This window comes from Corynebacterium kalinowskii, assembly GCF_009734385.1.
In the GTDB taxonomy this organism is placed as follows: domain Bacteria; phylum Actinomycetota; class Actinomycetes; order Mycobacteriales; family Mycobacteriaceae; genus Corynebacterium; species Corynebacterium kalinowskii.
In genome coordinates this window covers 575,803-602,685 of sequence record NZ_CP046452.1, presented here as the reverse complement: position 1 = coordinate 602,685, position 26,883 = coordinate 575,803, and the positions used below count along the sequence as shown (strand labels likewise).

Below are 26,883 nucleotides of genomic sequence, written 5' to 3'. Positions count from 1 at the left end.
CCGTCCTTTTGATGCGGGTAGATTGGATTTCGATTCTAGAAGAAAGGGAACCATGACTTCTATCAATTTGACCCGCGCAGAGGCCAACCACCGTGCTGAGCTGCTCAAAGTTAGCCATTACGACATCGAACTGGACCTGACAAAGACGGATGACACCTTTGAATCTGTCACTACAGTTTCGTTCGAGGTACGCCAGCCGGGTGACACCTTCATCGACCTGCGCGCAGATCGCGTCAAAGCCACCCTCAACGGCGCGGACTACGCGGCAGATTACTCCCCGGAGACGGGTTTGGCGCTGACCAACCTGCAGCCAGGCGAGTACACGTTGGTCGTGGATGCCACCATCCCGTACTCCCACACCGGCCAGGGCCTGCACCGCTTTGTTGATCCAGCAGATGACCAGCCGTACCTGTACACGCAGTTTGAGACGGCGGATGCGAAACGCATGTTTGCCTGCTTCGACCAGCCGGATCTCAAAGCGACTTATCGGATCAGCGCGCTGACCCCAAAGGAGTGGAAGCTCATCACCAACGCCGCCACCACGGTCACGGCGGAAGGCGAATTCGCTAGGCACACCGCGGAGGTGGATTACCAGCTGTCCACCTATCTTGTTGCTGTGTGCGCCGGCCCATACCACGAGGTCAAAGACACCTGGAAGGGCGAGCTCACTCACCACGCAGAAACCCCTGCCGATCAACCACACGAGCTGGAGATTCCGCTGGGGATCTACTGCCGCGCGTCCATCGCTTCGTCTTTAGATGCGGACCGCTTGTTCACCGAAACCAAGCAGGGTTTTGACTGGTATCACCGCAACTTCGGCTACGCCTATCCATTTGGCAAGTACGACCAGCTCTTCGTCCCAGAGTTCAACATGGGCGCGATGGAAAACGCTGGTTGCGTGACGTTCCGCGACGAATACGTCTTCACCTCTAAGGTGACCCGCTACCGATACGAGCGCCGGGCAGACACGATCCTGCATGAGATGGCGCACATGTGGTTCGGCGACCTCGTCACCATGCAGTGGTGGGATGATCTGTGGCTCAACGAATCATTCGCCACCTGGTCAGCAGCCATTTCCCAGGCCGAGGAAACCGAGTACGACACCGCCTGGGTCACCTTCGCCAACGTGGAAAAGTCCTGGGCCTACCAGCAGGACCAGCTCCCTTCGACGCACCCGGTCTTCGCTGATGCCACTGACATCGAAACTGTCGAGCAGAACTTCGATGGCATCACCTACGCCAAGGGTTCGTCGGTACTCAAGCAGCTGCAGGCATATGTGGGTCGAGAGGCTTTCCTCGCAGGCGTGCGACGCCATTTTGCTCGCCACGCCTTCGGCAACGCCACGTTTAATGACTTGCTCGGCGCCTTCGAGGAAGCTTCTGGCCGCGACCTATCAACCTGGGCCGACCAGTGGCTCAAGACCACCGGCATCAATACCCTCTCCCCTAGTTTCACCGTGCAAGACGGGGTGTACGAAACTTTCGCAGTCAAGCAGGAGGGCGCTCAGCCCGGCGCGGGTGAGCTGCGTACCCACCGCATCGCCGTCGGCCTCTACTCGCTTGTCGACGGCCGCGTGATCCGCACCGATCGCGTCGAACTCGACATCGAGGGCGAATCGACGGACGTGGCTGAGCTCGTCGGCAAGCCTGCAGCTGACCTGGTGCTGGTCAACGATGATGACCTCACCTACTGCCTCATGAGCCTCGACCCTGCGTCACTGGCTTTCGTCACCGAGAACATCGCGCTTATCGACGACCCAATGGCACGCACTCTCTGTTGGTCCGCCGCGTGGGAGATGACCCGCGCCGGACAGATGAAAGCACGTGACTTCCTTTCCCTCGTAGCCGCTGGCGCATCCTCGGAGACGGAAATCGCCGTCCTCGAGCGCATCTTGATGCAGGCAACCACTGCCGTGGCCTCTTACGCAGATCCAACGTGGGCAGCCGAAACAGGTCGCGACCAGCTCGCACACCTGTTGCTCTCTGGACTGAACTCCGCCACGCCGGGTTCGGACTTCCAGCTCGCTTTCGCGCAGGCATTGGCCAAGGTTCGCCCGAACGAAGCGGCGCTGGACTACTTCCAGGGCATCCTGAACGGTCAGGCACCGGCTGGTCTCCTCATTGATGCCGACCTGCGCTGGTGGGCACTGACTGCCCTGATTGCTGCAGGCCAGATCGAGGATCCGGACTCGGCTATCACACAAGAACTGGAGCGAGACAAGTCCGCCTCTGGGCAGAACTCCGCATGGCGCGCCGAAGCAGCTATCAACACTGAAGCGCACAAGAAGAGCATCTTCGACGAGGTCACCGAGGTATCTCGTGGCCTGTCCAATCTCGCATCTCGCCACAAGATTGAGGGCCTGACCTTTGCTGGCGCGGCTGAGAACCTCGCCCAGTTCAACCAGCGCTACTACGAGTTGGCCGACCAGTTCTGGGCTGATGCCACCTCGGAGATAGCACTGGCCACGCTCAATGGTGTTTTCCCAGCGTGGGACATTTCGGAAGCCGGGCTCAAGCGAGCTGACGAGTTCCTGGCTGGCGATCATGCTGCGGGCCTCGTGCGTCTGGTATCCGAAAACCGCGATCGCATCGCTCGAGCTCTGCGAAACCGCGGGGTAGACGCTTCCTAAAACGCGGCGGGAACAATTAAGACTCCTATGAACTCTAAGAGACGAACACCAAAAACTTAGAGTTCATAGGAGATGATTGTTGTGAAGACGTTCTTGAAGGTTGCCACCGTTGCCACGCTGTGCGTTTCTTTGACTGGTTGCGGCATGGCAGATTCCTTTGTTCAAGGTTTCACCGAAGCAGCAAAAGAAGATCTCAGCGTTGCGCAGTCCACACAAGCTGAGGCCGCGCCTGAAACTCCCATAACCAGTTCTTCGTCCACCAGCACGAGTGCCCCAAAAACCACTACGCCGAAGTCCAGCCCTAAGTCGACTCCCGCAACTTCAACAAAGGAGTCAGAGGAAGTTGAGGTCACCAAATCCGCCGGCAAGGGAACGTACTCGGTGAAAGTCGACGGAGAAACTTTCGTTCGCGAGGGCTTCGACGTCATCTGTGCGAAATCAGGCGATGAATACGGAGTAGGTGTCAATTCCAAGGGCATCGAATACTCCGACCGCCCTGGCAGCTTCTTCGGCGCAGTTCTAAAAAATGGCGAGCTCGAAATGCTGGCCATGCAAAAGGGCACCATGCGCGGCAGCAACGAGCTGAGCCCAGACAGCGTGAAAATGACCAAGTCCGGAAACACCTACACGTTCACCGGTGAAGCAGACTTCCAGGATTCCAGGCAAAAGGAAGCGCCGGTGAAAAAGAAGATTGAAGCGACCGTTACCTGTCCCTAAGGGGTCAGCACGATAAGCTGTTCAGCATGACGACGTCCACTTTCACCCGAATCATTGCCACCGGAATAGCCCTCAGCTGCGCTCTTTCCGGCTGCACAAAGCAGGAGGCAACCGGGAATCAGGAAGAGGCAAGCCAAGCAACAGCGTCGGCGATTCCACACAATGCAACCCAACAGCAGGAATCAACCGGATCGGCATATCTGAATGGATATCAAATCCTTCCCGCTGGAACACACGCAGTGTGCTCTACCTTCGGCGAGACGCGAACCGTCATTATCGGCGATATGCCGTCGAAAAATGCAGCAAGCTTCATCATGGACGGTCGCGGCGTTCGGGCGTTGTCTATCGCCGACGCGGAGGATTCTGTGGAGTTCACGGAATACACCGTCCCGGTTCAAGTCACTCACGAAAACGGAATCCTCACGGTTTCCGGTCAAGCCGAAGGAACGCGCATGCTCAGCGGGAAAAGCCAGCTGCTCCCGATGACGTTCGTGGTCTCCGTGGCGTGCCCCTAAAGTGCGCTAGCCTGAACCGGTGACACTTCTAGAAAATTGGTGGAATAATCCCGACACGCAACGATGGTTGGTCGATAGGCCGATTCAAATTGCGCTGATCCTCATCCTCGCGGCAATTGCTAATTGGGCGCTGCGGCACGTCGTCAAGCGTGTCGTCCGGCACATGATTAACACTCCCCCACGCTTGCCTGCACTCGGACCGCTGCGCCCGGGCGAAAAGGGCGAGGTCAGCACACCTGATCCGCGTCGTGAAGCACGCATCCGCACACTCGGATCGGTCATCAACTCGGCGCTGTCGCTGTTTGTTTGGCTGTGGGCCATCGTCGCGATCCTTGATCAGATCGGCGTGAACGTCGCCCCGATTATCGCCTCCGCCGGCGTCGTGGGTGTTGCGTTGGGCTTTGGCGCGCAATCCCTGGTCAAGGACTTTCTCTCGGGCATTTTCATGCTCATCGAGGACCAATACGGCGTCGGCGACACCATCGATGTCGGCGAGCTCTCCGGAACTGTGGAAGACGTCAGCCTCCGGCTTACCACTCTCCGCGATATTGACGGCACGCTCTGGTTTGTCCGCAACGGCGAGATCCTGCGCATCGGCAACTTTAGCCAGGGCTACGCCATCGCCCGCGTCGATGTGCCGATCGCGATGGACAACGACATCAAGGTAGCTAAGGACGCGATTCTTGCGGCTGCTACCGCCGTTGCCAACGACGATGACATCAAGGCCGAGATCCTCGAACCTCCAATCCTTGACGGAGTCAATTCCGTTAAGGTGGACCACATGACCATCCGGGTCCACATGAAGACCAAGCCCGGAAAGCAGTGGTATGTCCAGCGTGAGATGCTGGCTCGCGTCATCCCGTCGCTGAGCAAGGCAGGTATCAAGCCACCCTATGCTTATCGACGCCCATTCAACGATTCCGAAAGCGACAGTTAATGACGTTTTACGACGAGGTCGGCGGAGAAGCCACCTTTAACAAGCTGGTATCTGAGTTTTATCGTCGGATGCGCGAGGATGATCTCATCGGTCCGATGTACCCGGACGATGACTGGGATGGCGCCGAGGATCGCTTGAAGTGGTTCCTTTCCCAATACTGGGGTGGCCCGCAAACTTTCTCCGAGAATCGCGGGCATCCCCGCCTCCGGATGCGCCACGCCCACTTTTCTATTGGCGTGCCAGAGGCGCAGCGCTGGCTGGGGATTATGCAAGAAGCGCTGGACACGATTCCAGAATCGGAACTCGATGACGCACACCGCGCTGCCATGTGGGATCACATGGTGCGGGTGGCCGACATGCTCATTAACCGGCTAGACCAGCAGGGATAGTCCCTGACTTTGGTAGACCGAGCCAAAGGGCGCGTCAATTCGCGTCCACCGGCCGGCTTTAGAAACTCGCAGGTGCCGTGGGATCTCTGGATGCGATCCAATACCCGGGATGAGCCCCAGCGACGTACAAGTGAAGATCGCGCGCATGGTCACGCTCGCCTGCTGGGAGCCGTTGCTGACTTCGAGGACGGTTTGATCCAGCAATGACTTCGGTGGGCCGAGCGGTCCGGAAAACTGCCGGGCGAGGTCGCGGCCTTGGTCGGCGAGCTCGCGCACCACGTCCACTGGAATGATGTCTAGTTCTTGGTACCCGTCCTTGGGTGGCAGCGCACCGGGCCAGGCGGCCAATGCAGCCCTTGCAGATGGCTCGCCTAGCAGGTCGCGGGCGTAGAACACCTCGGGGGCGTCGCTAAGCATGCCCGTGACGCGGCGGGAAGCAAGGACCTCAAACGGGGTGGTGACAAAGACATCGATGGTTTCGCCACTAGTTTGCAGGCGAACAAGAGCGTGCTCATCGAGCGCGACTGCACGAGAGAGCAGGGCGTGCAGTCCCTGCTCGCCGCTAGTGATGGTCAGGCTCATTCCTGATCGTTGCTGCCGACAGCAAGAGCTGCGTCTGGAGCGGACACACTCGCGAGGACCTTGCGCTCGTGCTCGGCAAGGGAACGCGGCTTACCAGTATTCAGGTCAACCGTGATCTGCACGCACTCAACCACACAGGCCAACGCACCGTGGCGATCCTTCAGGTTCTGCACCGTGGTGAAGGAAGTATTGCCAATGCGTACTACCTGGGTCTCCACGATCACTTCCATCGTGTCCGGCATGATTGCGCTCAGGTAATCGATCTTCATGGAACGCACGAACGCGGCCGGCATCGCATGGCCACGCTCCACAAACTCCTCCATCGCGAATACCGCGCGGGCTTCTTGAGCCAGCTCGATGTACGACGCATTGTTGATGTGGCCGAATCGATCGAAATCGCCCCAGCGCACCGGAATCTTCGTAATGTGGATCGGTCCACCGGTCAATCGACTGTGGGTTTCGGCCATCTCAACCTCCGAGAGTTCGACGTGTTTTAACACATCTAGCCTAACTACTTTTGTGCCCCAGTGTCGAAGGTAATAGTTTTTAGGGGGAAACTTTATGGGGTAGCGGCAGACACGCAAAAAGAGGACACCGTAGCGGGTGTCCTCTTTCTATTGTGCGTCGGCTAGCGTGTCAGCTTGCGGTGCGTCACACGCGATGGGCGTGCAGCTTCGGCACCGAGGCGGTCAACCTTGTTCTTTTCGTAGTCTTCGAAGTTTCCTTCGAACCAGAACCACTGACCTTCGGCGACGTTACCTTCCCACGCGAGGATGTGGGTACAGGTGCGGTCCAGGAACCAACGGTCGTGCGAGATGACCACGGCGCAACCTGGGAAGTTCTGCAGTGCATTTTCCAGGGAGGACAGGGTTTCCACGTCCAGGTCGTTTGTCGGCTCGTCCAGGAGGATCAGGTTGCCACCCTGCTTGAGGGTCAGCGCGAGGTTCAGGCGGTTACGCTCACCACCGGAGAGAACCTTGGAAGGCTTTTGCTGATCCGGACCCTTGAAGCCGAAAGCGGACAGGTACGCGCGGGATGGCATTTCGTTCTGGCCAACAATGATGTAGTCCAGGCCGTCGGAAACAACTTCCCACACGGTCTTTTCTGGATCAATGTTCTCGCGGTTCTGGTCAACGTAAGACAGCTTGACAGTCTGCCCGACCTTCACTTCGCCAGCATCTGGCTGCTCGAGACCAACGATGGTCTTGAACAGGGTGGACTTACCCACACCGTTCGGACCAATCACGCCAACAATGCCGTTACGTGGCAGGGTGAATGACAGATCCTTGATCAGCACACGGCCGTCGAATCCCTTTTCCAGGTCCTTGACCTCCACCACCTGGTTACCCAGTCGTGGCGGGGTTGGGATCTGGATTTCTTCAAAATCGAGCTTCTTGAACTGCTCGGCCTCGGCAGCCATTTCCTCGTAGCGGTCCAGACGAGCCTTGTTCTTGGCCTGGCGAGCCTTCGCACCGGAGCGAACCCAAGCGAGTTCTTCCTTCAGGCGCTTCTGCAGCTTCTGGTCCTTCTTGCCGGTGACCTCGAGACGCTCAGCCTTCTTCTCCAGGTAGGTGGAGTAGTTGCCTTCGTATGGGTACAGCTTGCCGCGGTCAACTTCACAGATCCACTGGGCTACGTGATCGAGGAAGTAGCGGTCGTGTGTGACGGCAAGGACGGCGCCCTTGTAGTCAGCAAGGTGCTTCTCCAGCCACAGCACGGACTCGGCATCCAGGTGGTTAGTAGGCTCGTCGAGCAGCAGGAGGTCAGGCTCGGAAAGCAGGAGCTTGGCCAATGCAACACGACGACGTTCACCACCGGAGAGGTTGGTTACCGGCGAGTCGGAAGGTGGGCAGCGCAGAGCCTCCATTGCCTGTTCGATCTTGGAGTCGATCTCCCAAGCATCGGCTGCGTCGAGCTCTTCCTGCAGCTTGCCCATCTCTTCCATGAGCTCATCGGTGTAGTTGGTGGCCATTTCTTCAGCGATGGCCTCGAAGCGCTGCTTCTTCTCGAAGATCTCCCCCAGACCCTCTTCCACGTTCTCGCGGACCGTCTTTTCCTCGTTGAGAGGTGGCTCCTGCAACAGGATGCCGACGGTGGCGCCTGGATCGAGGAATGCTTCGCCGTTGGAAGGCTGGTCAATTCCGGCCATGATCTTCAGGATCGACGACTTACCAGCGCCGTTCGGACCCACGACGCCGATCTTGGCACCTGGGTAGAACGCCATGGTGACGTTATCCAGAATGACCTTGTCTCCGTGTGCTTTACGCACATTCTTCATCGTGTAGATGAACTCGCCCAAGATTGCCCCTTTAGTAGGTAAAACAAAGATTTAGTCACCTAAAGGGTACATGACCGCCCCGAGCTTCGACTCTCACCGGTTAGAAAGGAGGGACTCCGCCCTCCTCCCCTGCCCCTGCAGTCACCAATTCCTTCTCGTGCTCGGCGATAACCTCATCTACTCGCCCCTCGGAAGGAGCTTCAGTGGTTGCCTTATCAGGTGCGTCAGCTTCAGCGTGCTTCTGCTCCAGCTGCTTGAGCGGATCCAGCTCGCTCGCGCGCATCGGGCGCACCACGTATCGGCCAAGATCGACGCCGATATGAGTTGCCTTCAGCACGATTCGCGACTGACTGTTGCCGTCTTGGTCTTTCCACTCGTGGGTGACCAAGTTGCCAGTCACCATTACCGCGACGTTGCGATGCAAAGAGAGTTTGCAGTTGCGGGCCAGGTCACCCCAGCATTCCACGCTGATGAACAGCTGGTCGTAGTTCGTCCAAGTGCCTTGCTCATCGCGAGAAGCGCGCGAAGCTGCCACTCGCATGCGATAGACCGCCTTGTCCTCCCATTCACGGAAGGTGGGATCGTTGATGATGTTACCAGTGATAGTAATACTGTGTTGAGCCAATTCTTCCCCCATAGTTTGATCGAAGATGTATCGGATCGATACGGGGTCAGCATGGCGCAAGACGGCTGTGTGCGTCGAGAAGCGTGCAGCCAAGGCTGTGGATAACTCTAGTTATCCACAGATGCTAGCGATCGAAGGTTGCGCCGTAGTAGTCATCGTGGGGATTCTTACCCTTTTGGAAAGCTCCCAGTTGCGCGTTGTAGAGGTCGAGATCGTCCTTGACTTCCTGCACGTTGGCTTCCTGGACTGCAGTGGTGCGACGGTCATCGACGAACCACTCCCAGATGAGGTACGCCCACACGATGAGCAGCGGGAACTGGCCAGAGCCCCAGGAAATGCCGCCGCCAACCATTTGGTCGTGAAGCAAATCCACGTTCCACGGCAAGCCGAGGTTCGAGTAGAACTCCTCGCCGAGGATGATGGAATTCATCATCAGGTACACACCGAAGAAAAGGTGGAACGGCATAGAGAAGGTCAGCCAGCCGAGCTTGGACATTGGACTGTGTTTGACCGGAGTCTTATCGATGCCGATCAGGTCCCAGTAGTACAGCGAGCCCGACCAGAGGAAGACCACGTTCATGATGACGTGACCGGCGTGCTCATCGATCATGATCTCGTAAAGCGGCGTGATGTAGAGGATGTAGAAGAACACCACGAACTGGATCGTGTTCAAGGCGGGGTTCATCAGGACACGCAACCACGGGTTATCCACCGCTACCTCGAGCCACTCACGCGGTCCCGGGAAATCCGGACTTGGTTTGAGAGCCTTGAGGAACAAGGTGACCGGCCCGCCGAGCACCCAGCCGATCGGCACACCCATGGACAAAATCATGTGGCCGACCATGTGCATGGAGAAGGTGGCTGGCATATTCAAGCCGATACCCGAGCACACCGTGAGTAGCAGAACCAGGCAACCGAGGAGGAACCAGAACGTGTTCACCAGTGGCCATTTCTCGCCATTCTTGTGCACGCGGTACACCGCCCACAGGTAGGCTGCGGCGAAGATGATGGCGGCGGCGCCGAAGAGAATATCGAAGCGCCACATGGTCCATACGTTCCAGATCGTCGGCTCTTGGTACAGCTTGTAGCCGAGCTCGATGTCCATCGTATTGAGGTCCACGTTGCGCGGCGGCGGTGGCGGCGTCCGGCCGAGCGAAATAGCCACGCCAGTGATCGCTCCCATAAACAGCACTTCCACAATCGCGATCCGGGAGAACGCTCCAGGCTTCGTTCCCAATTGCGGGATGGTCAGCTGTCGGTGCACGAAACCGAATAGCCCCAGCACGATCACACCAATCGTCTTCGACAGAATCAGCAGACCATAACCCGTAGTCAACAGGTCAGTCCAGTGCATGCGGATCGAGGTGTTGATCAAACCCGACACCGCCATCACCACCACCGACACCAGCGCCACGTGTGAATACCTGCGGACGGAAACATCCAGGTCCGGGCCTTTTCGACGCCCATGGGCAATGAGAGCCATCAGCCCGCCGACCCACAACATCATGAAAACCAGGTGCCACAGGTAGGAGTTCGTACCGTAGTCGTGATCGCCACCCGTCGCAGAGTGGCCCTCCATACCGAGCGGAATAACGGAGAGCAGCGCTCCCACCAGCCACACCGGCTGCATGATCCAACGGTAGGTAGTCAGCGCACCGATGCCGGTGACGAAAGCGAAAGCTGCCGTGACCTGCCAGGCCAGCGAGGTGGATACGAGCTCCAACGCGCGCGGCCACTCGGCTGGATTAATCGTGTTCAGCAAAGGCGAGCCCGACACGTCCGACAAATACATCGGCACCATGAGCTGCGCAATCACCGCAAACACCAGGCTTGAAATCGCACCAGTCTTTGCAGCTACGGAGCCGTCCGCGCTCAAACTCGTCGTTCGGAGATCATTGGTCTGTGGCTTGATAAAAAACGCCGCCGACATAAACGAACCCACCGCCAGCGCAGCCACCATGAGTCCAGCAGACCTAAGGAAAGGCAAGCCAGCCGTGGTCAGCGGACCCGGATCAGGGATACCGAGCGCAGCGAGCGACTCACCCAAGAAGACCCAGGAGATAACAGCGCCCACTACACCTGCAACGACCGCGAACAGCACATAAAGCAGCTTCGAGTCCCGATACTTACTCGTCATGGCTTCTACCCTATCCCGCTATCAGTGGGGCTCACCTAATTTGCAGGGGTCGGTAGCTGGTGCGGTAAAGTTTCCTACAGTTCTTATACGGACAACCCCCCTTAGCTCAGCGGATCAGAGCAGACGGCTTCTACCCGTAAGGTCGCAGGTTCGAATCCTGCAGGGGGGACATTTTCTTTTACGCTTTACTGTCACCAAGTGGCCCGATGCTCATCTTCACGTACTCAACATGCCCGTGCTCCGTGAGCGTGACATCGACTGAATGCTCAGTTCCATTTGGCTCGGTGAAGGTAGCGACATGTCGGCGCTCCGGGATAAACCGTTCCATGACGCATTTCACGCCCGTGAAGAACTGCGCAACTCCCGATAGTGACCATTGGAAGTCGTCAGCGCTGTCGAGCAGGCGTGGGGCTTTGACGAGGACGTCGTGAAGCATCGGGCGGGGCACCTCCACCGGACCACCGGCCGTGCGGAAATTGGCCAGCGCCCACACAAGCCGGGAACCGGCGGCGTTGAAGCGCGCTTGGTAAAACACGGAACCTAGTCCGAAGATTTCGTAACCGGCAGCGATGATGTCATGACCAACTTGGGCGATGGTTGCCACCTGATCCTGGCCAGACTCATAAGGCACCTCCGGCTGGCTGAAAGTCCGAAGTTGATGGCGATAGCCCGCCACCGCGTCGCCTCGGAAGTAGGTGGCTTCCTCCTCCGACATTGGCTGCCAGCGCCACAACACCGTCGCCGGTTCCACTGCAATCGAGGCCACCGGATAGGTATCGCACTTCAGCCAGCCCTGATCAGATTCAAAAGTGAGGACGCCGCGGTCGAAGGCCCACTCGTACTCGGGACCGGTGATCGACTCGATGAAGTCGCCGAAGATCTCCTGCTGCGCCGTAGCGACGAGGACTGCGTGCTGACCAACTCTACGAATCTCGGGGATCATGCCAGTGAGATTACCGTCCGAAAATTGGTCCCGCAGAGCAGCTTTGGGACGGCCTTTCTCCGCTGCCCGGCTAAACTTGAGCGCACATCGATCTATCAAGGAGAACCATGGCACTTCCCCAGCCCAGTCCCAACGCCCGAGCACTCGTCACCGGCGCGAGCCAAGGCATCGGCATGGCCATGGCCCGCGATCTGGCAGACATGGGCCATAACCTAATCCTCGTGGCGCGTCGCGAAGACGTACTGCAGGCCTTCGCCACAGAGCTGCAAGAAAAGTACGGCATCATTGCCGACATTTACGTATGCGACCTGGCAGAACACCATGCCCGTCGCCTGCTCATCGAACACATGAAGAACCAAGAGATCAATATCCTGATCAATTCCGCCGGCATCGCCTCCTTCGGCGCTTTCATGGAGCAAGACTGGGATTACGAGCTCAACCAGTTCCACCTCAACGCCACCGCCTGCTTCGAGCTCACTCGCGCAGCACTGGATCAGATGCTTCCTCGCAAGTCAGGAGCGATCTGCAATGTTGGCTCCCTCGCCGGCGACATGGTGATCCCGAACAACGCGACCTACATCTTCACCAAGTCAGGCTTGAACAAGTTCACCGAGGCACTGCACTACGAACTGCGCGGGTCCGGTGTCACTTGCACCCTGCTCGCCCCTGGCCCGGTCCGCGAGGCCGTCGTCCCGGATGCGGAGAAGACGATCGTCGACCGCGTGGTCCCTGATGCCGTCTGGACCACCTACGAGTCCTGCTCCCGCGAAACCCTGGAGGCCATGGCCGCAGGCAAGCGTCGCGTTGTGCCAGGCCCGCTGGCCAAGCTCATGGAAGTAGCCACCAACGTTGGCCCGACGCGTTTGGTCGCACCGATCATCGGCGGCTTCTACAAGAAGATGGGTCAGTAATGGAACCAGTAGCTTTGAAGAACGATCGTCTCGTCTGGGTCGACCTCGAAATGACCGGCCTGGATCCTGCTCGCCACGTCATCGTGGAAATCGCAGCCCTCGTCACCGACGCCAACCTGAACATTCTCGGCGACGGCGTTGACCTCGTCATCCATGCCACCGACGATGAGCTGGCAGAAATGGACGATTTTGTGCGGGACATGCACACAAACAACGGGCTTCTCGACGACATCCGCACCTCCACCTTGTCCCTGCAGGATGCCGAGGATGCTGTGTTGGCATTGATCGCCGAACATTGCTCACCTGAGCACCCGGCACCGCTTGCTGGCAACTCGATCGCCACTGACCGGACCTTCATCAAGGCATATATGCCACGCCTGGACGAAGCGCTGCACTACCGCATGGTGGATGTGTCCTCAGTAAAGGAGCTGGCACGTCGCTGGTACCCGCGGGTGTACTTCGGGCAGCCGGACAAGGGAATGGCACACCGCGCCCTGGCAGACATCATTGAGTCCATCCGCGAACTCGACTACTACCGCCGATCAGTGTTCGTTGCCGAGCCGGGGCCAAGCAGTGAAGAAGTCGCCGAATCTGCCCAGGCAGCAACCGAGGCCTACCAGCGGTTTTTGTAAATTACGCGCGTTGCATTAATATGAACTCCGCTGCTTAATTCAGGCAGCGATGGTGGCTGTAGTTCAGCTGGTAGAGCACCAGGTTGTGATCCTGGGTGTCGCGGGTTCGAGTCCCGTCAGCCACCCCTACGGGAAATGCCCCGGACCTTAATCGGTTCGGGGCATTTCTTTTTTTGATTTACCACCCGGTATGAAATCCGATGGCTCTGGCAACATTTCATCCGCCGATGACCGCCGCTCCCCAGGTAATCACAGGTTAAAACTAGGCCGCGCACCTCGGAGCGTCGAAAAGCGTGTGCTTGGCAGTTGCCTACATGTTCCCTGAATCTTGCCGACTATTGGTACCAACAGTTGCCCGTTTTAAGTACATTCGCAGTCAAGACGGGAAGGTAAATGATGAAAAGGACTCTGACCACAGCAACGATCCCCATCCTGATGATCGCGGGATGCTCGACCAGCGGCACCCAGCCCGACCCCGTGAACGGTGCGAAGCCAATCACGGTGGTCACGCCATCGCCGACCACCGCAGGATCCACGGAGGTACAGGCCCCTTCGTCCACGGTTCCAATCCCGGAAACCCCGGACATGCCAGTTCCGGACAGCATGCCGCGGGAGACTGATTACAACAATGCGGACGTTGGCTATGTCGCGGAATCGGTGGTGAGGAGTGAACGCATCATGAAAGCTGCCGAACTCTACCTGGCAAACCCGACCATCTCTGCCGCAGGAAAAGACGTAGCTACGCGCGCGAAATCACAGCATTCAGCCTCCCTCATGGCGCAAAAGGAAATGCTCGCTGCCTGGGGTGTCAGCAATCCCGAAACAATATTCCCGGCAAACCCCCAGAACATCCCCACCGAAGCGGACATTGATCAACTCGGGGCGCTGAACAACGGCGAGCTGGACAAGCGTTTCTTGGAACTGATGCTGGGCAATTTGAAGGGCGCTGCAGAGTCGGCCAAGCAGCACATGGCCGAGGGCTTTAACCCGGAGGTGAAGGCTACTGCTGAGCTGGTCATCAGCGAACTAGAAAAGGAAAAGGCCTCCATTACGGAGGCCATGCCTTAAGCGTTTTTAGTGGGCGTTTCCCTTGCTCCACTCGGACCAAGGAATGTTCCAGTCACCAAGCCCGTCGTAGCCGGACATTGGCCCACCGACAGTGTTCTTGATGGTGACCACATCACCACGTTTGAAGTTCTGCTGGAACCAGGCGGCATTCTCGATAGAGACATTTACGCAGCCGTGTGAAGTGTTCTGGCTACCCTGTGCCCACACCGACCACGGAGCGCCATGGACGAAGATACCCGAGTAACTGAGCTGCGTCGCGTACTTCACCGGTGTCTTATATCCGCCATCTTCCATGGACAGGCCAAATGAGGTGGAATCCATCACCATCTCTGGGTAAGAATCACCCACCATGTAGATGCCACTCGGGGTAGGCCAGCGATCCGAACCCAACGACACCGGCATCGTGTTGACTACGGTTTCCCCGTCGTAAATCGTCATCGTCTTCGTGTTGTCATCGATAACCGCCGAGTACCCACCCTTGATGGTGAAGTGGGTGGAATTGTCCTCGCTGCCGTAGATGCCGCCACCGAGGTCTGCGCCATAAATCTTTGCGTCAACGGTGACCTTGGTGCCCGGATCCCAGAACTGCTCTGGTCGCCAGCGCACTTCATAATCATTGAGCCAGTAGAACGCGCCCTCTACTTTGGGTTCCGTGGTGATGGTAATAGCTTCTTGCGCAGCCTTGCGATCCTGCACTGGCACCGAAAAACGCATGCCAATCGTTTGACCAACACCGACATTCGCGCCTTCAAACGGCGAGAGATTCACAAAAGCCGTTCCAGCCGGGCTCTGCGTGGCGAACTTAGCCGTGGTTTCGCTACCGTTCGAGCCGGTCGCCGTCACCGTGTAGGTGCGGTAGTACCCGAGCACCTCCGTGGTGGACCATGACTTCTTATCCGCCGACATCTCCCCCTTGACGACCTTGCCGTCCTGATTAGTCATCGTGACCTCAGACAGCGTGCCGTCCAGCGCCTTCACTACCACGGGCTCCGCAGGACTGACGCTCTTCGCACCATCTTCCACCGAGACAACTGGGGGCAGCTTCTCGACGGCAACGGTCTCCACCTTCGATTCCTGCAAAACCTGCGGATCGTCAGTCCCCCGGTCGATTGTGCACCCAACCAGTGACAATGCCGTAATCAACGGAATGATTACCACACCGACGGACTTTCTCAATTTTTCCTCCGCAACAACCCACGAGCCTTTTCCAATAGCTTCTTAATCTATCCCTTGATGGCACGAATTCGTTAGCAAACCCCCCACAGATCGATAACGATTAAGCAACCACCGTTTTCAAGGCGGAAAAACTTGCCCTGACCTGCCGATTTTACTTGCACACCCAACAGCTGTTATATTTTTCTTCGTTGCCAACGAGGCCAGGGCTTCTAGACAACAATGCGCCATTAGCTCAATTGGCAGAGCATCTGACTCTTAATCAGAGGGTTGAAGGTTCGATTCCTTCATGGCGCACAAAACAAACACCGTCTGCACAGTACAGACGGTGTTTTTTGCATTGACCCCCAACAGATCACACCCAACAGTGTGCCCCACTAATGCCCCACTTACGAATTCGGGGCGAACGAGTCCAGCACTTCCGTAAAGCCCCCCGCACGCTTCGCCCGCAACGCGTAATGCCTATCGGCCCCTGCGAGTGAACCGTGCCCCGGCTGCTTCGCCTCCGCTTCCACACCCCTAGATGCCCTCCAGGCGTGTCGCGACCGCACTACGCGGAGGGTTTATCGTCACAACCGCTCATAAGTCGATCCTTTTAGAGATTCAAGAAACGCACAACGAGTGTAGATAAGCACATCCTTTGAGACGTCTCACCATTAACTTCCGACTATTACTATTAATCCATGAAAACATCGCATTATTTTCGAAATCTCATGGTAAGTAGTTACGAAGAGTTCAAAATGACTCTCGAAATACAAATTTGCGACTACGAAAACAACAGGCCAGGCCTGCAGACAAATTTCGAGATATGATTCAATTCCAAAACAAATCATCCCTATTGCTAAATTACAAGAACTTAGAACGAGTTTGTTTACCAAACCAAGTGAGGCAAGATGCTCCGAACATTGTATAAGACAGCACTAATTGGGTCTGTTGGGCTACTGGCGAGTTGCGCGCTTCCAGCAATGCCGGATAAGTCTGCGGACCAGACAAGTACCATTACAAGCACACCACTTTCATCACTCGTCTCCACGAGGACCCCGACAAAAACAGCTGAGAATCCCACCCCGACTTCAAGCTCCCCGACATCAACGTCTTCAAACCCATCGCCAACGTCGACGGAAGATCCGACAACACCGGAATCTCTACCTCCAGCATTACCTTCAGCAGAAGATGACACGCATGCAGTACTGAATATTCAGAATTCACCTCGATTCGCTGCCATCATGACCGAACGTGCCGATTGTTCTCCGCTCTTTGAGGAGTTTGCAAGAGACTTTAAAGGGCGTGAAGTAGAGTTTGATGGAGTCATCGCAGCCCTGGCACCTGCAAAGAATTACAAAACGCGCTTCAATATCCTAGTGTCTCAAGGAGACGATGCGAACGTATTCGTTGGTGGCCCTTCTTTTCAATTCCGCGACAAGAACATCGTCTACGATTTGAAGCTGAAAGGCGACAACATTCCAGACCACTTACGCGCAGGAGACAAAGTCCATATCAAGGCTGAAGTCGAGAAATACGAAGACAATAACGGTATTTGTCTATTTCTCCTCACTCCAACTGAGACGAAGTACCGCTAACTCCATAGGAGCCAGCAAACTTCCGGCTGCCGCTCGTATTAGCCCGCAATCACTGAACGAGCGAGCAGCAATTTACAAAAGATCAGAGTTGTCGAGGATAGACTCAAGATTCTTTTCCGCTTTTCCGGGGTTCGATTCCTTCATGGCGCACAATCCAGTCAGGGTAGAAATTTCCACCCTGACTTTTTTCATGCCCGCCCCAAAAATCTTTACACTTGGGAAGCATGACTCAATCACATGAAAGCCATGCCCTCATTGTCGTCGACGTTCAAAACGACTTCTGCCCCGGTGGCAGCCTCGCTACCGTGGAAGGTGGCAACGTCGCTAAGCGAATTGCTGCCATGCTTGCCGGCGCCCACGATTACGATCTCGTCCTGGCGACGAAAGACTGGCACATCGATCCGGGTTCGCATTTCTCTGACAACCCCGACTTTATCGATTCCTGGCCGGTGCACTGTGTCGCCGAGTCCGATGGTGCAGACTTCCACCCTTCCCTAATGGATTTCGCCTTTGACGCGGTCTTCCTGAAGGGCGAATACGAGGCCGCCTATTCCGGTTTCGAAGGCAAGCATGAGGGGCAAAGCCTGGAAGACTACCTCCTGGAGAAGCAGGTCACGTCGATTGATGTCGTGGGAATCGCTACGGATTATTGCGTGCGCGCGACGGCTGCCGATGGCGTCGAAAAGGGCTTTCTCGTGCGCGTTCTGACCGACTACATCGCACCCGTAGCGGAGCAGAGCGGCGAAAAGGCCCTCCAGGAGCTGGAGGGCCTCGGGGTAACGCTGATCTAATTAACCGCGCTCAGCAAGCATGCGCTGGATTTCCTTCAGGTCGCGGCTCTTGCGACGGGAGCGGGATACGGAAAGGCCAATGAGAGCGACCACAACTGCGACAGCTCCACCGATGGCAGCCTGCACCTTTGGGTCCTGAAGCTTCTGGGTTACCGACTGCTGTGCGTCGCTGACCAGCGTCTGTGGTCGGCTACGATCGGCCAGCTGGTCAAGGGTGCTGGCGAGCTGACGGCGGGTGCGCTCGATATCGCGCTGAATGTCATCAATGTTGCGTGCCACGAGTTCTCTCCTTTTAAGGTCCGTTTTCTTTGCTCAACTCTACCGTCTCGAACGCCCTACGCGCAGGACACCCAGGTAAGCTTGAACTCATGACCGACGCTACACGACTCACCCCCGGGGATGCTGCTCCCGCTTTCACATTGACCGACGACGAAGGAAGCACCGTCTCCCTCGCCGATTTCTCCGGTGAGCGCGTCTTGTTGTTCTTCTACCCACGCGCCAACACCCCGGGCTGCACCAAGGAAGCCTGCGATTTCCGCGACTCCCTCGCCCCGCTCAATGAAGTCGGCATCAAGGTCGTCGGTATTTCCCCTGACAAGCCTGCCGCATTGGCCAAGTTTCGCACTGACCACTCATTGAATTTCCCGCTCCTTTCCGACCCCGACCGCGAGGTACTCAAGGCCTACGGTGCGTTCGGCGAGAAGAAGAACTACGGCAAGATCGTGGAAGGCGTCATCCGCTCCACTTTCCTCATCGAGCCTGATGGCACTATCGGCCTCGCCCTTTACAATGTCCGCGCCACCGGCCACGTCGCCCGCGTCCTCCGCGAACTCGGAGTTTCCGCTTAAACCATGTCGGAAATTCTCGTCCCCCGGCGTCGCCCCGCCCAGCAACGTAGCCGCGAAAAGTACGGCCGTATTTTGGCATCCGCGCGGGCAGTGCTTATCGACGCCGGGTTCGAGTCATTCACCTTCGACGAAGTAGCCAAACGGGCCGAAGTCCCCATCGGCACTTTGTACCAGTTCTTTGCCAATAAATATGTTCTCATCTGCGAACTTGATCGCGAAGACACTGCTGCCATTGTCTCTGAGCTCAGGGCCTTTTCCACCCGAGTGCCTGCCCTCCAATGGCCAGACTTCCTTGACGAATTCATCGACCACCTTGCTGGTCTCTGGCGTGAGGATCCCTCCAGGCGCGCCGTTTGGCACGCCGTGCAATCCACCCCAGCTACCCGTGCGACCGCAGCAGCCACCGAAAAGGAAATGCTCTCCATTATCGCGGAAGCAATGGTGCCGCTCGCTCCACATGCACCTTTGGAAATGCGATTGGGGCTCGCGGGAATTTTGATCCACACTGTGACTTCCCTGCTCAACTACGGCATCCGCGAAGACGACTATTCTTTCGAAGCCACCGTTGCTGAGATCAAGCGGATGCTCGTGGCCTACTTGTTCGCCGTCGCCCAAGTTTAAGAGCCAAGTTCGACCAGGCACACGGCAGTGGCGTAGTCGCCGTCGTGGCTGATAGAGATCTCGACTGAAGTGTCAATGAAGTCCTGGCGCAGGCGAACCCGCCCCCACTGATCTTGTTCAACGCAGATCTCATTCCAGATCATTTCAGTCTCAACCGGCGGTTGCCCATACAGCGTCTGGGACCATGCCTTAACAAAGGCTTCCTTGGCCGCCCAGCATCCAGCGAGGTGCTCGACTCGGTTGGGTTTGGTCAAAGCTCGCCGAAGCTCAACCGGGTGGAATACGTCGATGAACCGCGTTCCCGGCCGGTCAAGCTGTTCGCCGAAGCTTGGAATGTGGACGAGGTCGATGCCGACGAAGGTACTCATAGAGCACCAGCTTAGATCCTCCGGCCCGTAGCAACGGAGAACATGTGAACGGTTTCTGGTCGTGGCTCAATGAAGAAGGTGTCGCCGATATTCATGCCACGAGCGTGTGGGGCGTGGACGGCGATGCGAGACATCTCGCCTGAGTGTGCTTCCACGGAATCGGATACTGGGACGCAGTAGCCGTAGGATTCGTGGCCGAGTTCTTCCACGTGCTCTACGCGGACTTCCAGGCCAGAGGTGCCGATGATCCAGTCTTCGGGGCGAACGCCCATGATGATTGCGTCGTCGGAACGAACGTCCTGAGCAGGCGTGAGCTGAGTGGACCAGGTGCCCAGCGACACTCCCGTAGCAGTCAGCGGCAAGGTGAACATGTTCATCGCAGGCGATCCGATGAAACCGGCGACGAAGGCGTTGGCAGGGTGATCGTAGATTTCGCGTGGTGATGCGCATTGCTGCAGGACGCCGTCGTTAAGCACTGCTACCCGGTCGCCCATGGTCATGGCCTCGACCTGATCGTGCGTGACGTACACGGTGGTGGTGCCCAGGCGGCGCTGCAACGCGGAGATTTGGGAGCGGGTGGAGACGCGGAGTTTAGCGTCGAGGTTGGACAGCGGTTCGTCCATGAGGAAGACCTTGGGGTCACGGACGATGGCGCGGCCCATGGCGACGCGCTGGCGCTGGCCACCGGAAAGGTTGGCAGGCTTGCGGTCGAGGAATTCTTCAAGTTGGAGAATTCGGGCGGCCTCGGTGACCTTTTCAGCAATGACCGCCTTGGCCACGCCCGAATTCTGCAGCGCAAAACCCATGTTCTGCGCCACGGTCATGTTTGGGTAAAGCGCGTAGTTTTGGAACACCATGGCAACGTCACGGTCACGCGGGGCCACACCAGTGGCATCCATACCACCGATGTGAATGCTGCCCAGATCAGTCGGCTCCAGGCCTGCGAGCATCCGCAGACTGGTGGATTTACCACAGCCGGATGGGCCGACGAGGCAGATGAACTCGCCATCGGCGATGTCGAGATTCAGAGAATCGACGGCCGGACGATCCGCCTTCGGGTAAATGCGGCTGACATTGTTAAACGTGACAGTTGCCATGGGTTAGTTTTCCTACTTCTTCAGCTGAGGCTTGACCTGAGCATCGTAAATGGACTGGACTTCCTTCTGAAGCTTGTCCATTTCTTCCTTCGGATCCTTGTTGCCGATCAGGATGGACTCGAAAGCGCCACCGATCTTGGTGTCCGCACCTGGGATGAACACGCGAGCGTAATCCTGGGAGCGAGTCTGTGGCAGCTGGTCAACAGCGGTCTTGTAGTTCGGGTTCTCAGCCATGAACTTCTTCTGCTCCGCATCTTCCTGCGCGGTGGTACGCACTGGCATGTAGCCGACGTTGCGGGACCAGTAAGCAGTGTTAGCTGCGTTGGTGATGAAGTCGATGAACTTCGCAGCAGCGATCTGACGCTCCTCGGAGATGCCGGAAGGAATTGCAAGACCTGCGCCACCGGTTGGGCAACCACCGTCGCCCTTAGGGTTAGGCAGTGGAGAAGTACCGAAGTTGACCTTGCCGTTCTTCTTCAGGCCGGAGAGGTCACCGGTGGACATGATGGCAGAAGCAACCAGACCAGCGGAGAAGTCAGCAGAGATTTCCTGGGAGACGGTAGCGTAAGCGTCTGGGCCAACGACGGTGGACTTGAGCCACTCAACGGACTTGACGGTCTCTGGGGTGTTGAACTTCAGATCCCACTTGTCGGAGTACGCGCCACCCATGGTCCACATTGGGCCTTCGAAGGTCCAAGCGAGGTAATCAGTGGCGTTGCCCCAGCCGTGGGCCTTGGTCTTGCCCTCGACAACGGCCATGATCTTCTTGCCCCACTCGTCCATCTCTTCCCATGTCTCAGGGCCGCGCTCTGGCAGGCCAGCCTTAGCCCAGACGTCCTTGTTGTAGTAGAACAGTGGCGTGGAACGAGCGAATGGGAAGGCGTAGTTTGCGCCATTGAGCTCGTAGTCGGCGTAGAGGGAAGGCACGTAAGAAGCGGTGTCGATGTTGGCCTTCTTAGCCAGCTCATTCATCTTGGCGATCTGGCCGTTGATGGCAAAGTTGAACCACCAGACGTCGGAAAGCACGATGATGTCAGGAAGATCGGAACCGGTCAGAGCCGCGTTGAACTTCTGAGCGAGTTCTTCGTAGTTCTTGCCACCGTCGATCAGGTTGATCTTGATGTCAGGGTTCTTCTCGTTGAAACGCTTGATCAGCTCGGTCTCGATGTCCTTGGACTTGCCTGGGTGGTTGGACCACCAGGTGAGCTCAGTGACCTTGCCGCCGTCGGACTTCTTGGAGTCGGTGGAAGTGGACGAGGTACCAGCACAAGCGGCCAGGGTGGCACCAGCGGCGCCAATGCCAGCCAGCGCGAGGAAATTACGACGCTTCATTGTTCTTATCTCCTTGTTAAACGGTCCGGTTAGCCCTTGACGGCGCCGGTGGTGAGCCCCTTGATCATGTATTTCTGCAGACCAAGGAAGATTATGAGGATCGGGATCATCGTGAGGATGGTCGCCGCCATAACGGGACCCCAGTTGGTCATACCGTCGTTGTTTTGCAGCATCGTCAGGCCCACTGGGAGCGGGGCGACAGCTTCGGTGTCAGTGATGATGTACGGCCACAGGTAGGTGTTCCACTCGTTGACCAGGGTAATCACGGTGAACGCCACGAGGGTCGGCATCGAGATAGGGAGCAGCACGCGAGTCAGCAGCTTGATGGGGCCAGCGCCGTCCATCTGGGCGGCCTCGATGAGCTCGTATGGCAGCGACATAAAGTGGTTGCGCATCAAGAAGGTGCCGAATGCCACGCCCGCCAGCGGGATGATCACACCCTGGAAGGTGTTGCGCCAACCCATCGAGTTCACGAGTGCGAAATTCGAAATAATCGTAATTTCGCTCGGCACCATCAACGCCGAGATGACTACAAGAAATACCAGGTTACGGCCCGGGAAGCGCAGGATCGCAAGTGCGTAAGCGCTCAAGGTGCCAAGGACAACCTTGATCACGCACAGTGCAAGCGTAATGATCACCGAGTTCCGCAGGTACTGCCAGTACGGCACTTCGGTCGTCGCAATGCCGTAGTTTCCGTTGGTCCAGTTCGGCGGCAGCCAGGCTACGGGCTGGGTGTAGATGTCGCCGCGCTCCTTGAACGAGGTCATCAGAATCCAGAACAGGGGCAGTCCGACGAAGAGCAAGATGGCGACGATGGCAATGTAACCTGCAACGCGCTTTCCGACGCGCATAGCCGGGGATCCACCATGAATTTCCATCATCGTGCGTTCTCCTTATCCATGTACCGGACCTGAATCAGCGTGATGAGCAGCAGAATCAGGAACAGAATCGTGGCTACTGTGGCGCCGTAGCCGGCACGGAAGTTTCGGAAGGTCTCCTCGTACACCTGGAATACCAGGGTCATCGTGCCGTCGCCCTGAGGGCCACCACGGGTCATGACATTGATGATGTCGAAGACCTGCACCGAGTTGAGCGTGACTGTGATGGAAAGGAAAAATGTGGTCGGACGCAGCTGAGGTAGCGTGACCTTGGTGAAGCGGGTCCACCAGTTCGCGCCGTCGATCGCACTGGCTTCTTCCAGGTCCTTCGACAGACCTTGCATCGCAGCGAGGTAAATGACGAAGGTGTAGCCGAGGTTCTTCCACACGAAGGTAAAGGTGACCATGAACATGGCCCACTTCGGCTCACCGTAGAAGTTAGGCGCATCCTGTCCAATTCTGGCAAGCAGATCCTGGATGAGGCCGTAGTTCGGGTCGAAAATGAACTGGAATGCCACACCAATTGCGGCTCCGGAAATCGCGAATGGGGCGAAAACCACCGAACGCGTGAAGTTGCGACCTTTCAGTTTCTGATCCAGCACCATAGCTAGCGCCAAGCCCAGCACCATCGATCCGAGCACCGCGAAGAAGGTGAAGATCAGGGTGTTGGACATGATGGTTCGAGTGTCCTCGCGCGTGAACCATTCCTTGTAGTTATCCAAGCCGATGAAGGTGGATGTCGGAGAGGAAATGTTCCAGTTGTAGAAGGACAGTCGGATGTTATCGATCAGCGGACGGTAGGTGAAAACCGTCAGCAAGATCAGGTTGGGCGCCAGTAGCAGGGCTGCCAGCCACCACTCTCGGCGCTTGGCTTTTTCTGCTTTCCGGCGCAGATCCTTTACCGATTCAGTCACGATTGTTGATGTTCACACATGTTGATGACGGAGGAATAACGGTTTCATGAACAGAGTCAGGCCAGCCGGTGAACACTTGAACTTGTCAAAGCAAAAGCCCCAGAAAGCACTTGCCAAAGTGGAAAGTTGTTTCTATCATTAGAGAAAAGCCGCTAGATAAGGAGAACATCATGACCACCCCAGAACAGGCTCGACAGCAGCTCGACCAGGCGCGTCAACTAGAAAAGAACGTCACCGGTTTCAATCCAGTATGGGTGACCTATGTGGGGCTATGTACAGCTGGAACGATCTATGCGATGGGTAAATTCTGGGCTCCTGATTCCCTCATCCCCATGATCCTCAGCCTGACGTGGGCAGCAGTGTCGGTCGCAATGATCATAGTGTTTGCAGTCCAAAAGACAGCGCGTCGTGGCTTCAGCCGACGCTGGCTCATCTTCATGGCTCTTTGGGGCATCACTTGGGCCGCTACGGCGATCATTCAGCCAAACCTTGACATCGCGATGACGTTGTCCACCTTGTACCTCAGTTTGGCGTTTGCAGGTCCGGCGTGGGAAGTGGTGGCTAACCGATGAGCGCGCACCCTCGGCTGGACCTCAACCCCGCCTTTTCCAATCCCCTGCGCTTTTCCCTAATGGCGGCGCTCGCCGGCGTAGACAACATGTTGTTTAAGGATCTGCGCGACTACATCGCTACTACGGACTCCACCCTCTCCAAGCATGGTTCCGCCCTGGAGGAATTGGGATACGTGCATATCAAGAAAGGGTTCGTGGGCAAGAAGCCACAAACCAAGCTTTCACTAACCCGCAACGGATTGAAAGCCTGGCAGGATCACCTGAACGCCCTGCGGGAGATTGCAGGATAGGTCTAATGGGCAGTGGAGCCCACATTAACGCCTAGCGCGCGGCCTCTAGGTACTCATCTACGTCATGGTCATCGATATCGAAATCTTCGACATCAAAGTCCACGGCATCGTCCTTATGCAGATCGTCAGCGACCTCTTCAAGGACATTGGTCAGGAGCTCTTCTTCATCGACGACTGATTCCTTCAGTTCCTCACCAATGACAGCGTCCTTAGCCTCGTCATATTCATGATCCGGGCGGAGCTTGAGGCGCAGCAGCGCCTTGATACGCGCGCGACGACGTGCCTCGTCCTTAATATCCTTGAACGAGATCAACCACGCATAGACCAACACAACAACCATGAACATGCCGATGTAACCGATGACCGGATAGACGAAGGCCATCAACGTCTTGAAGCCAAAGAAGGACACCGCGTAACCCGCGAGGCAGCCGACGATAAAGATTGGCAGGTATCGCTCTTCCCTACCGGCAGAAAGACGTTTGCCCAGAGCGTAGAACATTCCGATCGCGGTGTTGAAGATCATGAGAAAAATGATGATCGACATGACGAATCCGAGCACCGGGTGAATGCTACTCAGAATGTAGAGCATCGGAATATCCGACACCATGACCTTGTCCGCATTCATGAGCAGCGCAAAAAATGCCAGCCCCATCAACGCGGTATAAGTAATGCCGCCCCAGAATCCACCCCGACCCGCCTCGTGTGGATCCAGATGGTCACCGCCGATAACCAGACTCATGGAAACGGCCAGAATGAGCGCCAGACCGTTGTAGTTCAACGCTGAGACCAGCCAGTTTGAGACCGGTGAGTCAATTTGGGAGGACAGCTCCATCATCGCTGCCGGGTCGGAGGGCATATTCAGCAACGTGTAGATGCTCACGAATACCACCGCGATAATGATCAACGGGGTGACGGCACCAATGACCGTAGAGACTTTATTGACGTCGAGAAGCCCGCACGCCATAACCAGCACCAACATCAGCGTGGAGCCCGCCCACGTCGGCCAGCCAAATTGCTGCGACATGCTCGAGCCAGCACCGGCGAGCATGACGAAACCGATAGAGAAGAGGGTGATGATGACGGAGATGTCGAGAAGCTTAGAAATAATTGGGTGTGTCACCTGGCGGAAGACGGTGTTGTGCTCGCTAGCGTGAAAGTAGCTGCCGAGCTGTAAGAAAACAGTGCCCGCGAGAGTCATGATGGCGCCTGCGACGATGATTCCCCACACGCCGTGGACGCCGAAGGACGTGAAGTACTGCACCACCTCTTGGCCGGTCGCGAAGCCCGCCCCCACAAGTAGTCCTACGAAGGACATGGCGATGGCGAAGGATCTGGAGGTGGTCACAATATTGCCTTCCTATGCAATTCTCGGTTGACTCCCATTAACCCTAATCAGGTTTCAGGATGAATCCTCGCAGGTCACATGCCTTGAGTCAGTGAATCTGTTATCAATCATTAACCAAAAGACGCGAAGCTCCTCGAAAATTGAAATAACGAAATCCACCTCACTACTACGCCATTTGCTTGAAATGTGAAGCAAAAACACACGTCCGCCACCAATGCGTTTTAGTAACGCAGGTCACTATATTCTGGGCGTGATCTGTAATTGATTTGTTATGCCAGTAACATCGATCGCATGGCTTATCCTCGGCTAATCCACATGAAATGGCTCGCTGTGCCGTGGTTGACAATAGCCTGCAGCCTCGGTGTGATCGCGTCGCAATTCGGTGGGGCCTGGAATCCGTACTGGCATGGTCCCCTCGTCGGCAGCATCATGCTAGCGCTCATCTCTTCGGGGCTCCTCAGCTGGCGCCACATCAATGCCTTCTCCCTCGATGCAGCAGTATTGCTGATCGGCGTTGCAGGGTGCGCCTATTTGTGGAACGCCCTCGGTGATGGCCCCGTTCTTCTCGGCGCGCTATTATTCCTCCCCGCCCTCGCCCTGATCATTGCAGGCTTATCGACGGCCCTGAACCGGCTCCTAGCCTTGGCCGTGTACAAGCATCATTAAGTGGCCGATCAGGCAACCAGAAACAACAAAGCAGGCAGGTGAAAG

29 protein-coding genes and 3 tRNA genes are annotated in these 26,883 nt (G+C 56.9%); 18 read left to right on the top strand and 14 right to left on the bottom strand.

The window, feature by feature from the left end; all coding sequences use genetic code 11:
* Window positions 1-52: 52 nt before the first annotated feature.
* The 5 genes from pepN (at window position 53) to CKALI_RS02825 (ending at window position 5,187) form a co-directional block, all read left to right on the top strand.
* The gene (gene pepN / locus CKALI_RS02845; RefSeq protein ID WP_156191858.1) at window positions 53-2,629 is read left to right on the top strand and encodes an aminopeptidase N; all 2,577 of its coding nucleotides are present in this window, start codon (window positions 53-55) and stop codon (window positions 2,627-2,629) included.
* An 81-nt stretch (window positions 2,630-2,710) separates the two neighbouring features.
* Complete coding sequence (locus tag CKALI_RS02840) at window positions 2,711-3,346, top strand: lipoprotein LpqH (RefSeq protein ID WP_197079748.1); 636 nt, start codon at window positions 2,711-2,713, stop codon at window positions 3,344-3,346.
* Between the two features lie 26 nt (window positions 3,347-3,372).
* Entirely contained in the window at window positions 3,373-3,861 is a 489-nt protein-coding gene (locus tag CKALI_RS02835) for a lipoprotein LpqH (protein WP_156191856.1), read from the top strand.
* A 19-nt stretch (window positions 3,862-3,880) separates the two neighbouring features.
* Window positions 3,881-4,798, top strand: coding sequence for a mechanosensitive ion channel family protein (locus CKALI_RS02830; protein ID WP_156191855.1), 918 nt, complete (start codon window positions 3,881-3,883; stop codon window positions 4,796-4,798).
* Complete coding sequence (locus tag CKALI_RS02825; protein WP_156191854.1) at window positions 4,798-5,187, top strand: globin; 390 nt, start codon at window positions 4,798-4,800, stop codon at window positions 5,185-5,187. The genes CKALI_RS02830 and CKALI_RS02825 overlap by 1 nt, the downstream gene beginning before the upstream one ends.
* On the opposite strand, the gene CKALI_RS02820 is transcribed toward CKALI_RS02825, so the two are convergent.
* The 5 genes from CKALI_RS02820 to CKALI_RS02800 form a co-directional block, all read right to left on the bottom strand.
* Complete coding sequence (locus CKALI_RS02820) at window positions 5,170-5,769, bottom strand: hypothetical protein (RefSeq protein WP_156191853.1); 600 nt, start codon at window positions 5,767-5,769, stop codon at window positions 5,170-5,172. The genes CKALI_RS02825 and CKALI_RS02820 overlap by 18 nt on opposite strands.
* Window positions 5,766-6,236 carry an acyl-CoA thioesterase gene (locus CKALI_RS02815; RefSeq protein WP_156193640.1) on the bottom strand — a complete coding sequence of 157 codons (471 nt, stop codon included), beginning with the start codon at window positions 6,234-6,236 and terminating at the stop codon, window positions 5,766-5,768. Before CKALI_RS02815 ends, CKALI_RS02820 begins: the two co-directional genes overlap by 4 nt.
* Window positions 6,237-6,397: 161 nt before the next feature.
* Window positions 6,398-8,068 (bottom strand): energy-dependent translational throttle protein EttA, encoded by a 1,671-nt coding sequence (gene ettA, locus CKALI_RS02810; protein WP_156191852.1) that lies wholly within the window; start codon window positions 8,066-8,068, stop codon window positions 6,398-6,400.
* A gap of 79 nt (window positions 8,069-8,147) precedes the next feature.
* Window positions 8,148-8,765, bottom strand: a complete 618-nt coding sequence (locus tag CKALI_RS02805) for a single-stranded DNA-binding protein (RefSeq protein ID WP_156191851.1) — start codon at window positions 8,763-8,765, stop codon at window positions 8,148-8,150.
* Window positions 8,766-8,796: 31 nt separating this feature from the next.
* Window positions 8,797-10,809 (bottom strand): cytochrome c oxidase assembly protein, encoded by a 2,013-nt coding sequence (locus CKALI_RS02800; protein WP_156191850.1) that lies wholly within the window; start codon window positions 10,807-10,809, stop codon window positions 8,797-8,799.
* A gap of 95 nt (window positions 10,810-10,904) precedes the next feature.
* On the opposite strand from CKALI_RS02800, the gene CKALI_RS02795 reads away from it, so the two are divergent.
* Window positions 10,905-10,978, top strand: a tRNA-Arg gene (locus CKALI_RS02795).
* Between the two features lie 9 nt (window positions 10,979-10,987).
* Here the strand turns inward: CKALI_RS02795 and CKALI_RS02790 are convergent.
* Window positions 10,988-11,752, bottom strand: coding sequence for a DUF6882 domain-containing protein (locus tag CKALI_RS02790; protein ID WP_156191849.1), 765 nt, complete (start codon window positions 11,750-11,752; stop codon window positions 10,988-10,990).
* Window positions 11,753-11,859: 107 nt separating this feature from the next.
* Between CKALI_RS02790 and cmrA the strand changes: the two genes are divergently transcribed.
* The 4 genes from cmrA (at window position 11,860) to CKALI_RS02770 (ending at window position 14,363) form a co-directional block, all read left to right on the top strand.
* Complete coding sequence (cmrA, locus tag CKALI_RS02785; protein WP_156191848.1) at window positions 11,860-12,663, top strand: mycolate reductase; 804 nt, start codon at window positions 11,860-11,862, stop codon at window positions 12,661-12,663.
* Window positions 12,663-13,295 carry an oligoribonuclease gene (orn, locus tag CKALI_RS02780; RefSeq protein ID WP_156191847.1) on the top strand — a complete coding sequence of 211 codons (633 nt, stop codon included), beginning with the start codon at window positions 12,663-12,665 and terminating at the stop codon, window positions 13,293-13,295. Before cmrA ends, orn begins: the two co-directional genes overlap by 1 nt.
* A 52-nt stretch (window positions 13,296-13,347) precedes the next feature.
* Window positions 13,348-13,420: transfer RNA gene (locus CKALI_RS02775), tRNA-His, on the top strand.
* Window positions 13,421-13,688: 268 nt separating this feature from the next.
* Window positions 13,689-14,363 (top strand): DUF305 domain-containing protein, encoded by a 675-nt coding sequence (locus CKALI_RS02770; RefSeq protein ID WP_156191846.1) that lies wholly within the window; start codon window positions 13,689-13,691, stop codon window positions 14,361-14,363.
* A 6-nt stretch (window positions 14,364-14,369) separates the two neighbouring features.
* Here the strand turns inward: CKALI_RS02770 and CKALI_RS02765 are convergent, their stop codons facing one another.
* A complete protein-coding gene (locus CKALI_RS02765) occupies window positions 14,370-15,512 on the bottom strand; it encodes a L,D-transpeptidase (RefSeq protein ID WP_156193639.1) in 1,143 nt (380 codons plus the stop codon).
* Window positions 15,513-15,760: 248 nt separating this feature from the next.
* On the opposite strand from CKALI_RS02765, the gene CKALI_RS02760 reads away from it, so the two are divergent.
* From CKALI_RS02760 to CKALI_RS02750, 3 genes are all read left to right on the top strand, one after another.
* Window positions 15,761-15,833 (top strand) — tRNA-Lys (locus CKALI_RS02760).
* A 596-nt stretch (window positions 15,834-16,429) separates the two neighbouring features.
* Window positions 16,430-17,116: a DUF4839 domain-containing protein gene (locus CKALI_RS12280; RefSeq protein WP_156191845.1), complete on the top strand. Its 687-nt coding sequence runs from the start codon at window positions 16,430-16,432 to the stop codon at window positions 17,114-17,116.
* A gap of 224 nt (window positions 17,117-17,340) precedes the next feature.
* Entirely contained in the window at window positions 17,341-17,907 is a 567-nt protein-coding gene (locus CKALI_RS02750; RefSeq protein ID WP_156191844.1) for an isochorismatase family protein, read from the top strand.
* Here CKALI_RS02750 and CKALI_RS02745 read toward each other — a convergent pair whose 3' ends face one another.
* Window positions 17,908-18,186 (bottom strand): DUF3618 domain-containing protein, encoded by a 279-nt coding sequence (locus CKALI_RS02745; RefSeq protein ID WP_156191843.1) that lies wholly within the window; start codon window positions 18,184-18,186, stop codon window positions 17,908-17,910.
* Window positions 18,187-18,275: 89 nt separating this feature from the next.
* Here CKALI_RS02745 and bcp point away from each other — a divergent pair, with 89 nt between their 5' ends.
* Together bcp and CKALI_RS02735 are read left to right on the top strand one after the other, a co-directional pair.
* Entirely contained in the window at window positions 18,276-18,755 is a 480-nt protein-coding gene (gene bcp, locus CKALI_RS02740; protein WP_156191842.1) for a thioredoxin-dependent thiol peroxidase, read from the top strand.
* Window positions 18,756-18,758: 3 nt separating this feature from the next.
* Window positions 18,759-19,376 carry a TetR/AcrR family transcriptional regulator gene (locus CKALI_RS02735; protein WP_156191841.1) on the top strand — a complete coding sequence of 206 codons (618 nt, stop codon included), beginning with the start codon at window positions 18,759-18,761 and terminating at the stop codon, window positions 19,374-19,376.
* On the opposite strand, the gene acpS is transcribed toward CKALI_RS02735, so the two are convergent.
* The 5 genes from acpS to CKALI_RS02710 are packed head-to-tail and all read right to left on the bottom strand — an operon-like array spanning window position 19,373 to window position 23,968.
* Entirely contained in the window at window positions 19,373-19,744 is a 372-nt protein-coding gene (gene acpS / locus CKALI_RS02730) for a holo-ACP synthase AcpS (RefSeq protein WP_156191840.1), read from the bottom strand. The two genes, CKALI_RS02735 and acpS, sit on opposite strands and share 4 nt — an antisense overlap.
* 11 nt (window positions 19,745-19,755) lie before the next feature.
* Entirely contained in the window at window positions 19,756-20,841 is a 1,086-nt protein-coding gene (locus tag CKALI_RS02725) for an ABC transporter ATP-binding protein (protein ID WP_156191839.1), read from the bottom strand.
* Window positions 20,842-20,853: 12 nt separating this feature from the next.
* Window positions 20,854-22,173 carry an ABC transporter substrate-binding protein gene (locus CKALI_RS02720; protein WP_156191838.1) on the bottom strand — a complete coding sequence of 440 codons (1,320 nt, stop codon included), beginning with the start codon at window positions 22,171-22,173 and terminating at the stop codon, window positions 20,854-20,856.
* A 29-nt stretch (window positions 22,174-22,202) separates the two neighbouring features.
* A complete protein-coding gene (locus tag CKALI_RS02715) occupies window positions 22,203-23,054 on the bottom strand; it encodes a carbohydrate ABC transporter permease (RefSeq protein ID WP_156191837.1) in 852 nt (283 codons plus the stop codon).
* Complete coding sequence (locus tag CKALI_RS02710) at window positions 23,051-23,968, bottom strand: carbohydrate ABC transporter permease (RefSeq protein ID WP_407643761.1); 918 nt, start codon at window positions 23,966-23,968, stop codon at window positions 23,051-23,053. Before CKALI_RS02710 ends, CKALI_RS02715 begins: the two co-directional genes overlap by 4 nt.
* Before the next feature lie 167 nt (window positions 23,969-24,135).
* On the opposite strand from CKALI_RS02710, the gene CKALI_RS02705 reads away from it, so the two are divergent.
* On the top strand, window positions 24,136-24,537 hold the full coding sequence (locus CKALI_RS02705; protein WP_156191836.1) for a hypothetical protein: 402 nt from the start codon (window positions 24,136-24,138) through the stop codon (window positions 24,535-24,537).
* Window positions 24,534-24,827 carry a winged helix-turn-helix domain-containing protein gene (locus CKALI_RS02700; protein WP_156191835.1) on the top strand — a complete coding sequence of 98 codons (294 nt, stop codon included), beginning with the start codon at window positions 24,534-24,536 and terminating at the stop codon, window positions 24,825-24,827. Before CKALI_RS02705 ends, CKALI_RS02700 begins: the two co-directional genes overlap by 4 nt.
* Window positions 24,828-24,858: 31 nt before the next feature.
* Here CKALI_RS02700 and CKALI_RS02695 read toward each other — a convergent pair whose 3' ends face one another.
* Window positions 24,859-26,172, bottom strand: a complete 1,314-nt coding sequence (locus CKALI_RS02695) for a YkvI family membrane protein (protein WP_407643757.1) — start codon at window positions 26,170-26,172, stop codon at window positions 24,859-24,861.
* A gap of 291 nt (window positions 26,173-26,463) precedes the next feature.
* On the opposite strand from CKALI_RS02695, the gene CKALI_RS02690 reads away from it, so the two are divergent.
* Window positions 26,464-26,838, top strand: a complete 375-nt coding sequence (locus tag CKALI_RS02690) for a hypothetical protein (protein WP_156191834.1) — start codon at window positions 26,464-26,466, stop codon at window positions 26,836-26,838.
* Window positions 26,839-26,883 lie beyond the last annotated feature (45 nt).

Bases quoted from the DNA above. Each gene is read 5' to 3' on its own strand.
- pepN (WP_156191858.1), top strand. From the start codon at position 53: ATGACTTCTATCAATTTGACCCGCGCAGAGGCCAACCACCGTGCTGAG.
- CKALI_RS02815 (WP_156193640.1), bottom strand. From the start codon at position 6,236: ATGGCCGAAACCCACAGTCGATTGACCGGTGGACCGATCCACATTACG.
- acpS (WP_156191840.1), bottom strand. From the start codon at position 19,744: ATGAGTACCTTCGTCGGCATCGACCTCGTCCACATTCCAAGCTTCGGC.
- CKALI_RS02725 (WP_156191839.1), bottom strand. From the start codon at position 20,841: ATGGCAACTGTCACGTTTAACAATGTCAGCCGCATTTACCCGAAGGCG.
- CKALI_RS02720 (WP_156191838.1), bottom strand. From the start codon at position 22,173: ATGAAGCGTCGTAATTTCCTCGCGCTGGCTGGCATTGGCGCCGCTGGT.
- CKALI_RS02700 (WP_156191835.1), top strand. From the start codon at position 24,534: ATGAGCGCGCACCCTCGGCTGGACCTCAACCCCGCCTTTTCCAATCCC.
- CKALI_RS02835 (WP_156191856.1), top strand. From the start codon at position 3,373: ATGACGACGTCCACTTTCACCCGAATCATTGCCACCGGAATAGCCCTC.
- CKALI_RS02770 (WP_156191846.1), top strand. From the start codon at position 13,689: ATGATGAAAAGGACTCTGACCACAGCAACGATCCCCATCCTGATGATC.
- CKALI_RS02825 (WP_156191854.1), top strand. From the start codon at position 4,798: ATGACGTTTTACGACGAGGTCGGCGGAGAAGCCACCTTTAACAAGCTG.
- CKALI_RS02820 (WP_156191853.1), bottom strand. From the start codon at position 5,769: ATGAGCCTGACCATCACTAGCGGCGAGCAGGGACTGCACGCCCTGCTC.
- CKALI_RS02690 (WP_156191834.1), top strand. From the start codon at position 26,464: ATGGCTTATCCTCGGCTAATCCACATGAAATGGCTCGCTGTGCCGTGG.
- cmrA (WP_156191848.1), top strand. From the start codon at position 11,860: ATGGCACTTCCCCAGCCCAGTCCCAACGCCCGAGCACTCGTCACCGGC.
- CKALI_RS12280 (WP_156191845.1), top strand. From the start codon at position 16,430: ATGCTCCGAACATTGTATAAGACAGCACTAATTGGGTCTGTTGGGCTA.
- CKALI_RS02735 (WP_156191841.1), top strand. From the start codon at position 18,759: ATGTCGGAAATTCTCGTCCCCCGGCGTCGCCCCGCCCAGCAACGTAGC.
- CKALI_RS02705 (WP_156191836.1), top strand. From the start codon at position 24,136: ATGACCACCCCAGAACAGGCTCGACAGCAGCTCGACCAGGCGCGTCAA.
- CKALI_RS02715 (WP_156191837.1), bottom strand. From the start codon at position 23,054: ATGATGGAAATTCATGGTGGATCCCCGGCTATGCGCGTCGGAAAGCGC.
- orn (WP_156191847.1), top strand. From the start codon at position 12,663: ATGGAACCAGTAGCTTTGAAGAACGATCGTCTCGTCTGGGTCGACCTC.
- CKALI_RS02790 (WP_156191849.1), bottom strand. From the start codon at position 11,752: ATGATCCCCGAGATTCGTAGAGTTGGTCAGCACGCAGTCCTCGTCGCT.
- CKALI_RS02800 (WP_156191850.1), bottom strand. From the start codon at position 10,809: ATGACGAGTAAGTATCGGGACTCGAAGCTGCTTTATGTGCTGTTCGCG.
- CKALI_RS02750 (WP_156191844.1), top strand. From the start codon at position 17,341: ATGACTCAATCACATGAAAGCCATGCCCTCATTGTCGTCGACGTTCAA.
- bcp (WP_156191842.1), top strand. From the start codon at position 18,276: ATGACCGACGCTACACGACTCACCCCCGGGGATGCTGCTCCCGCTTTC.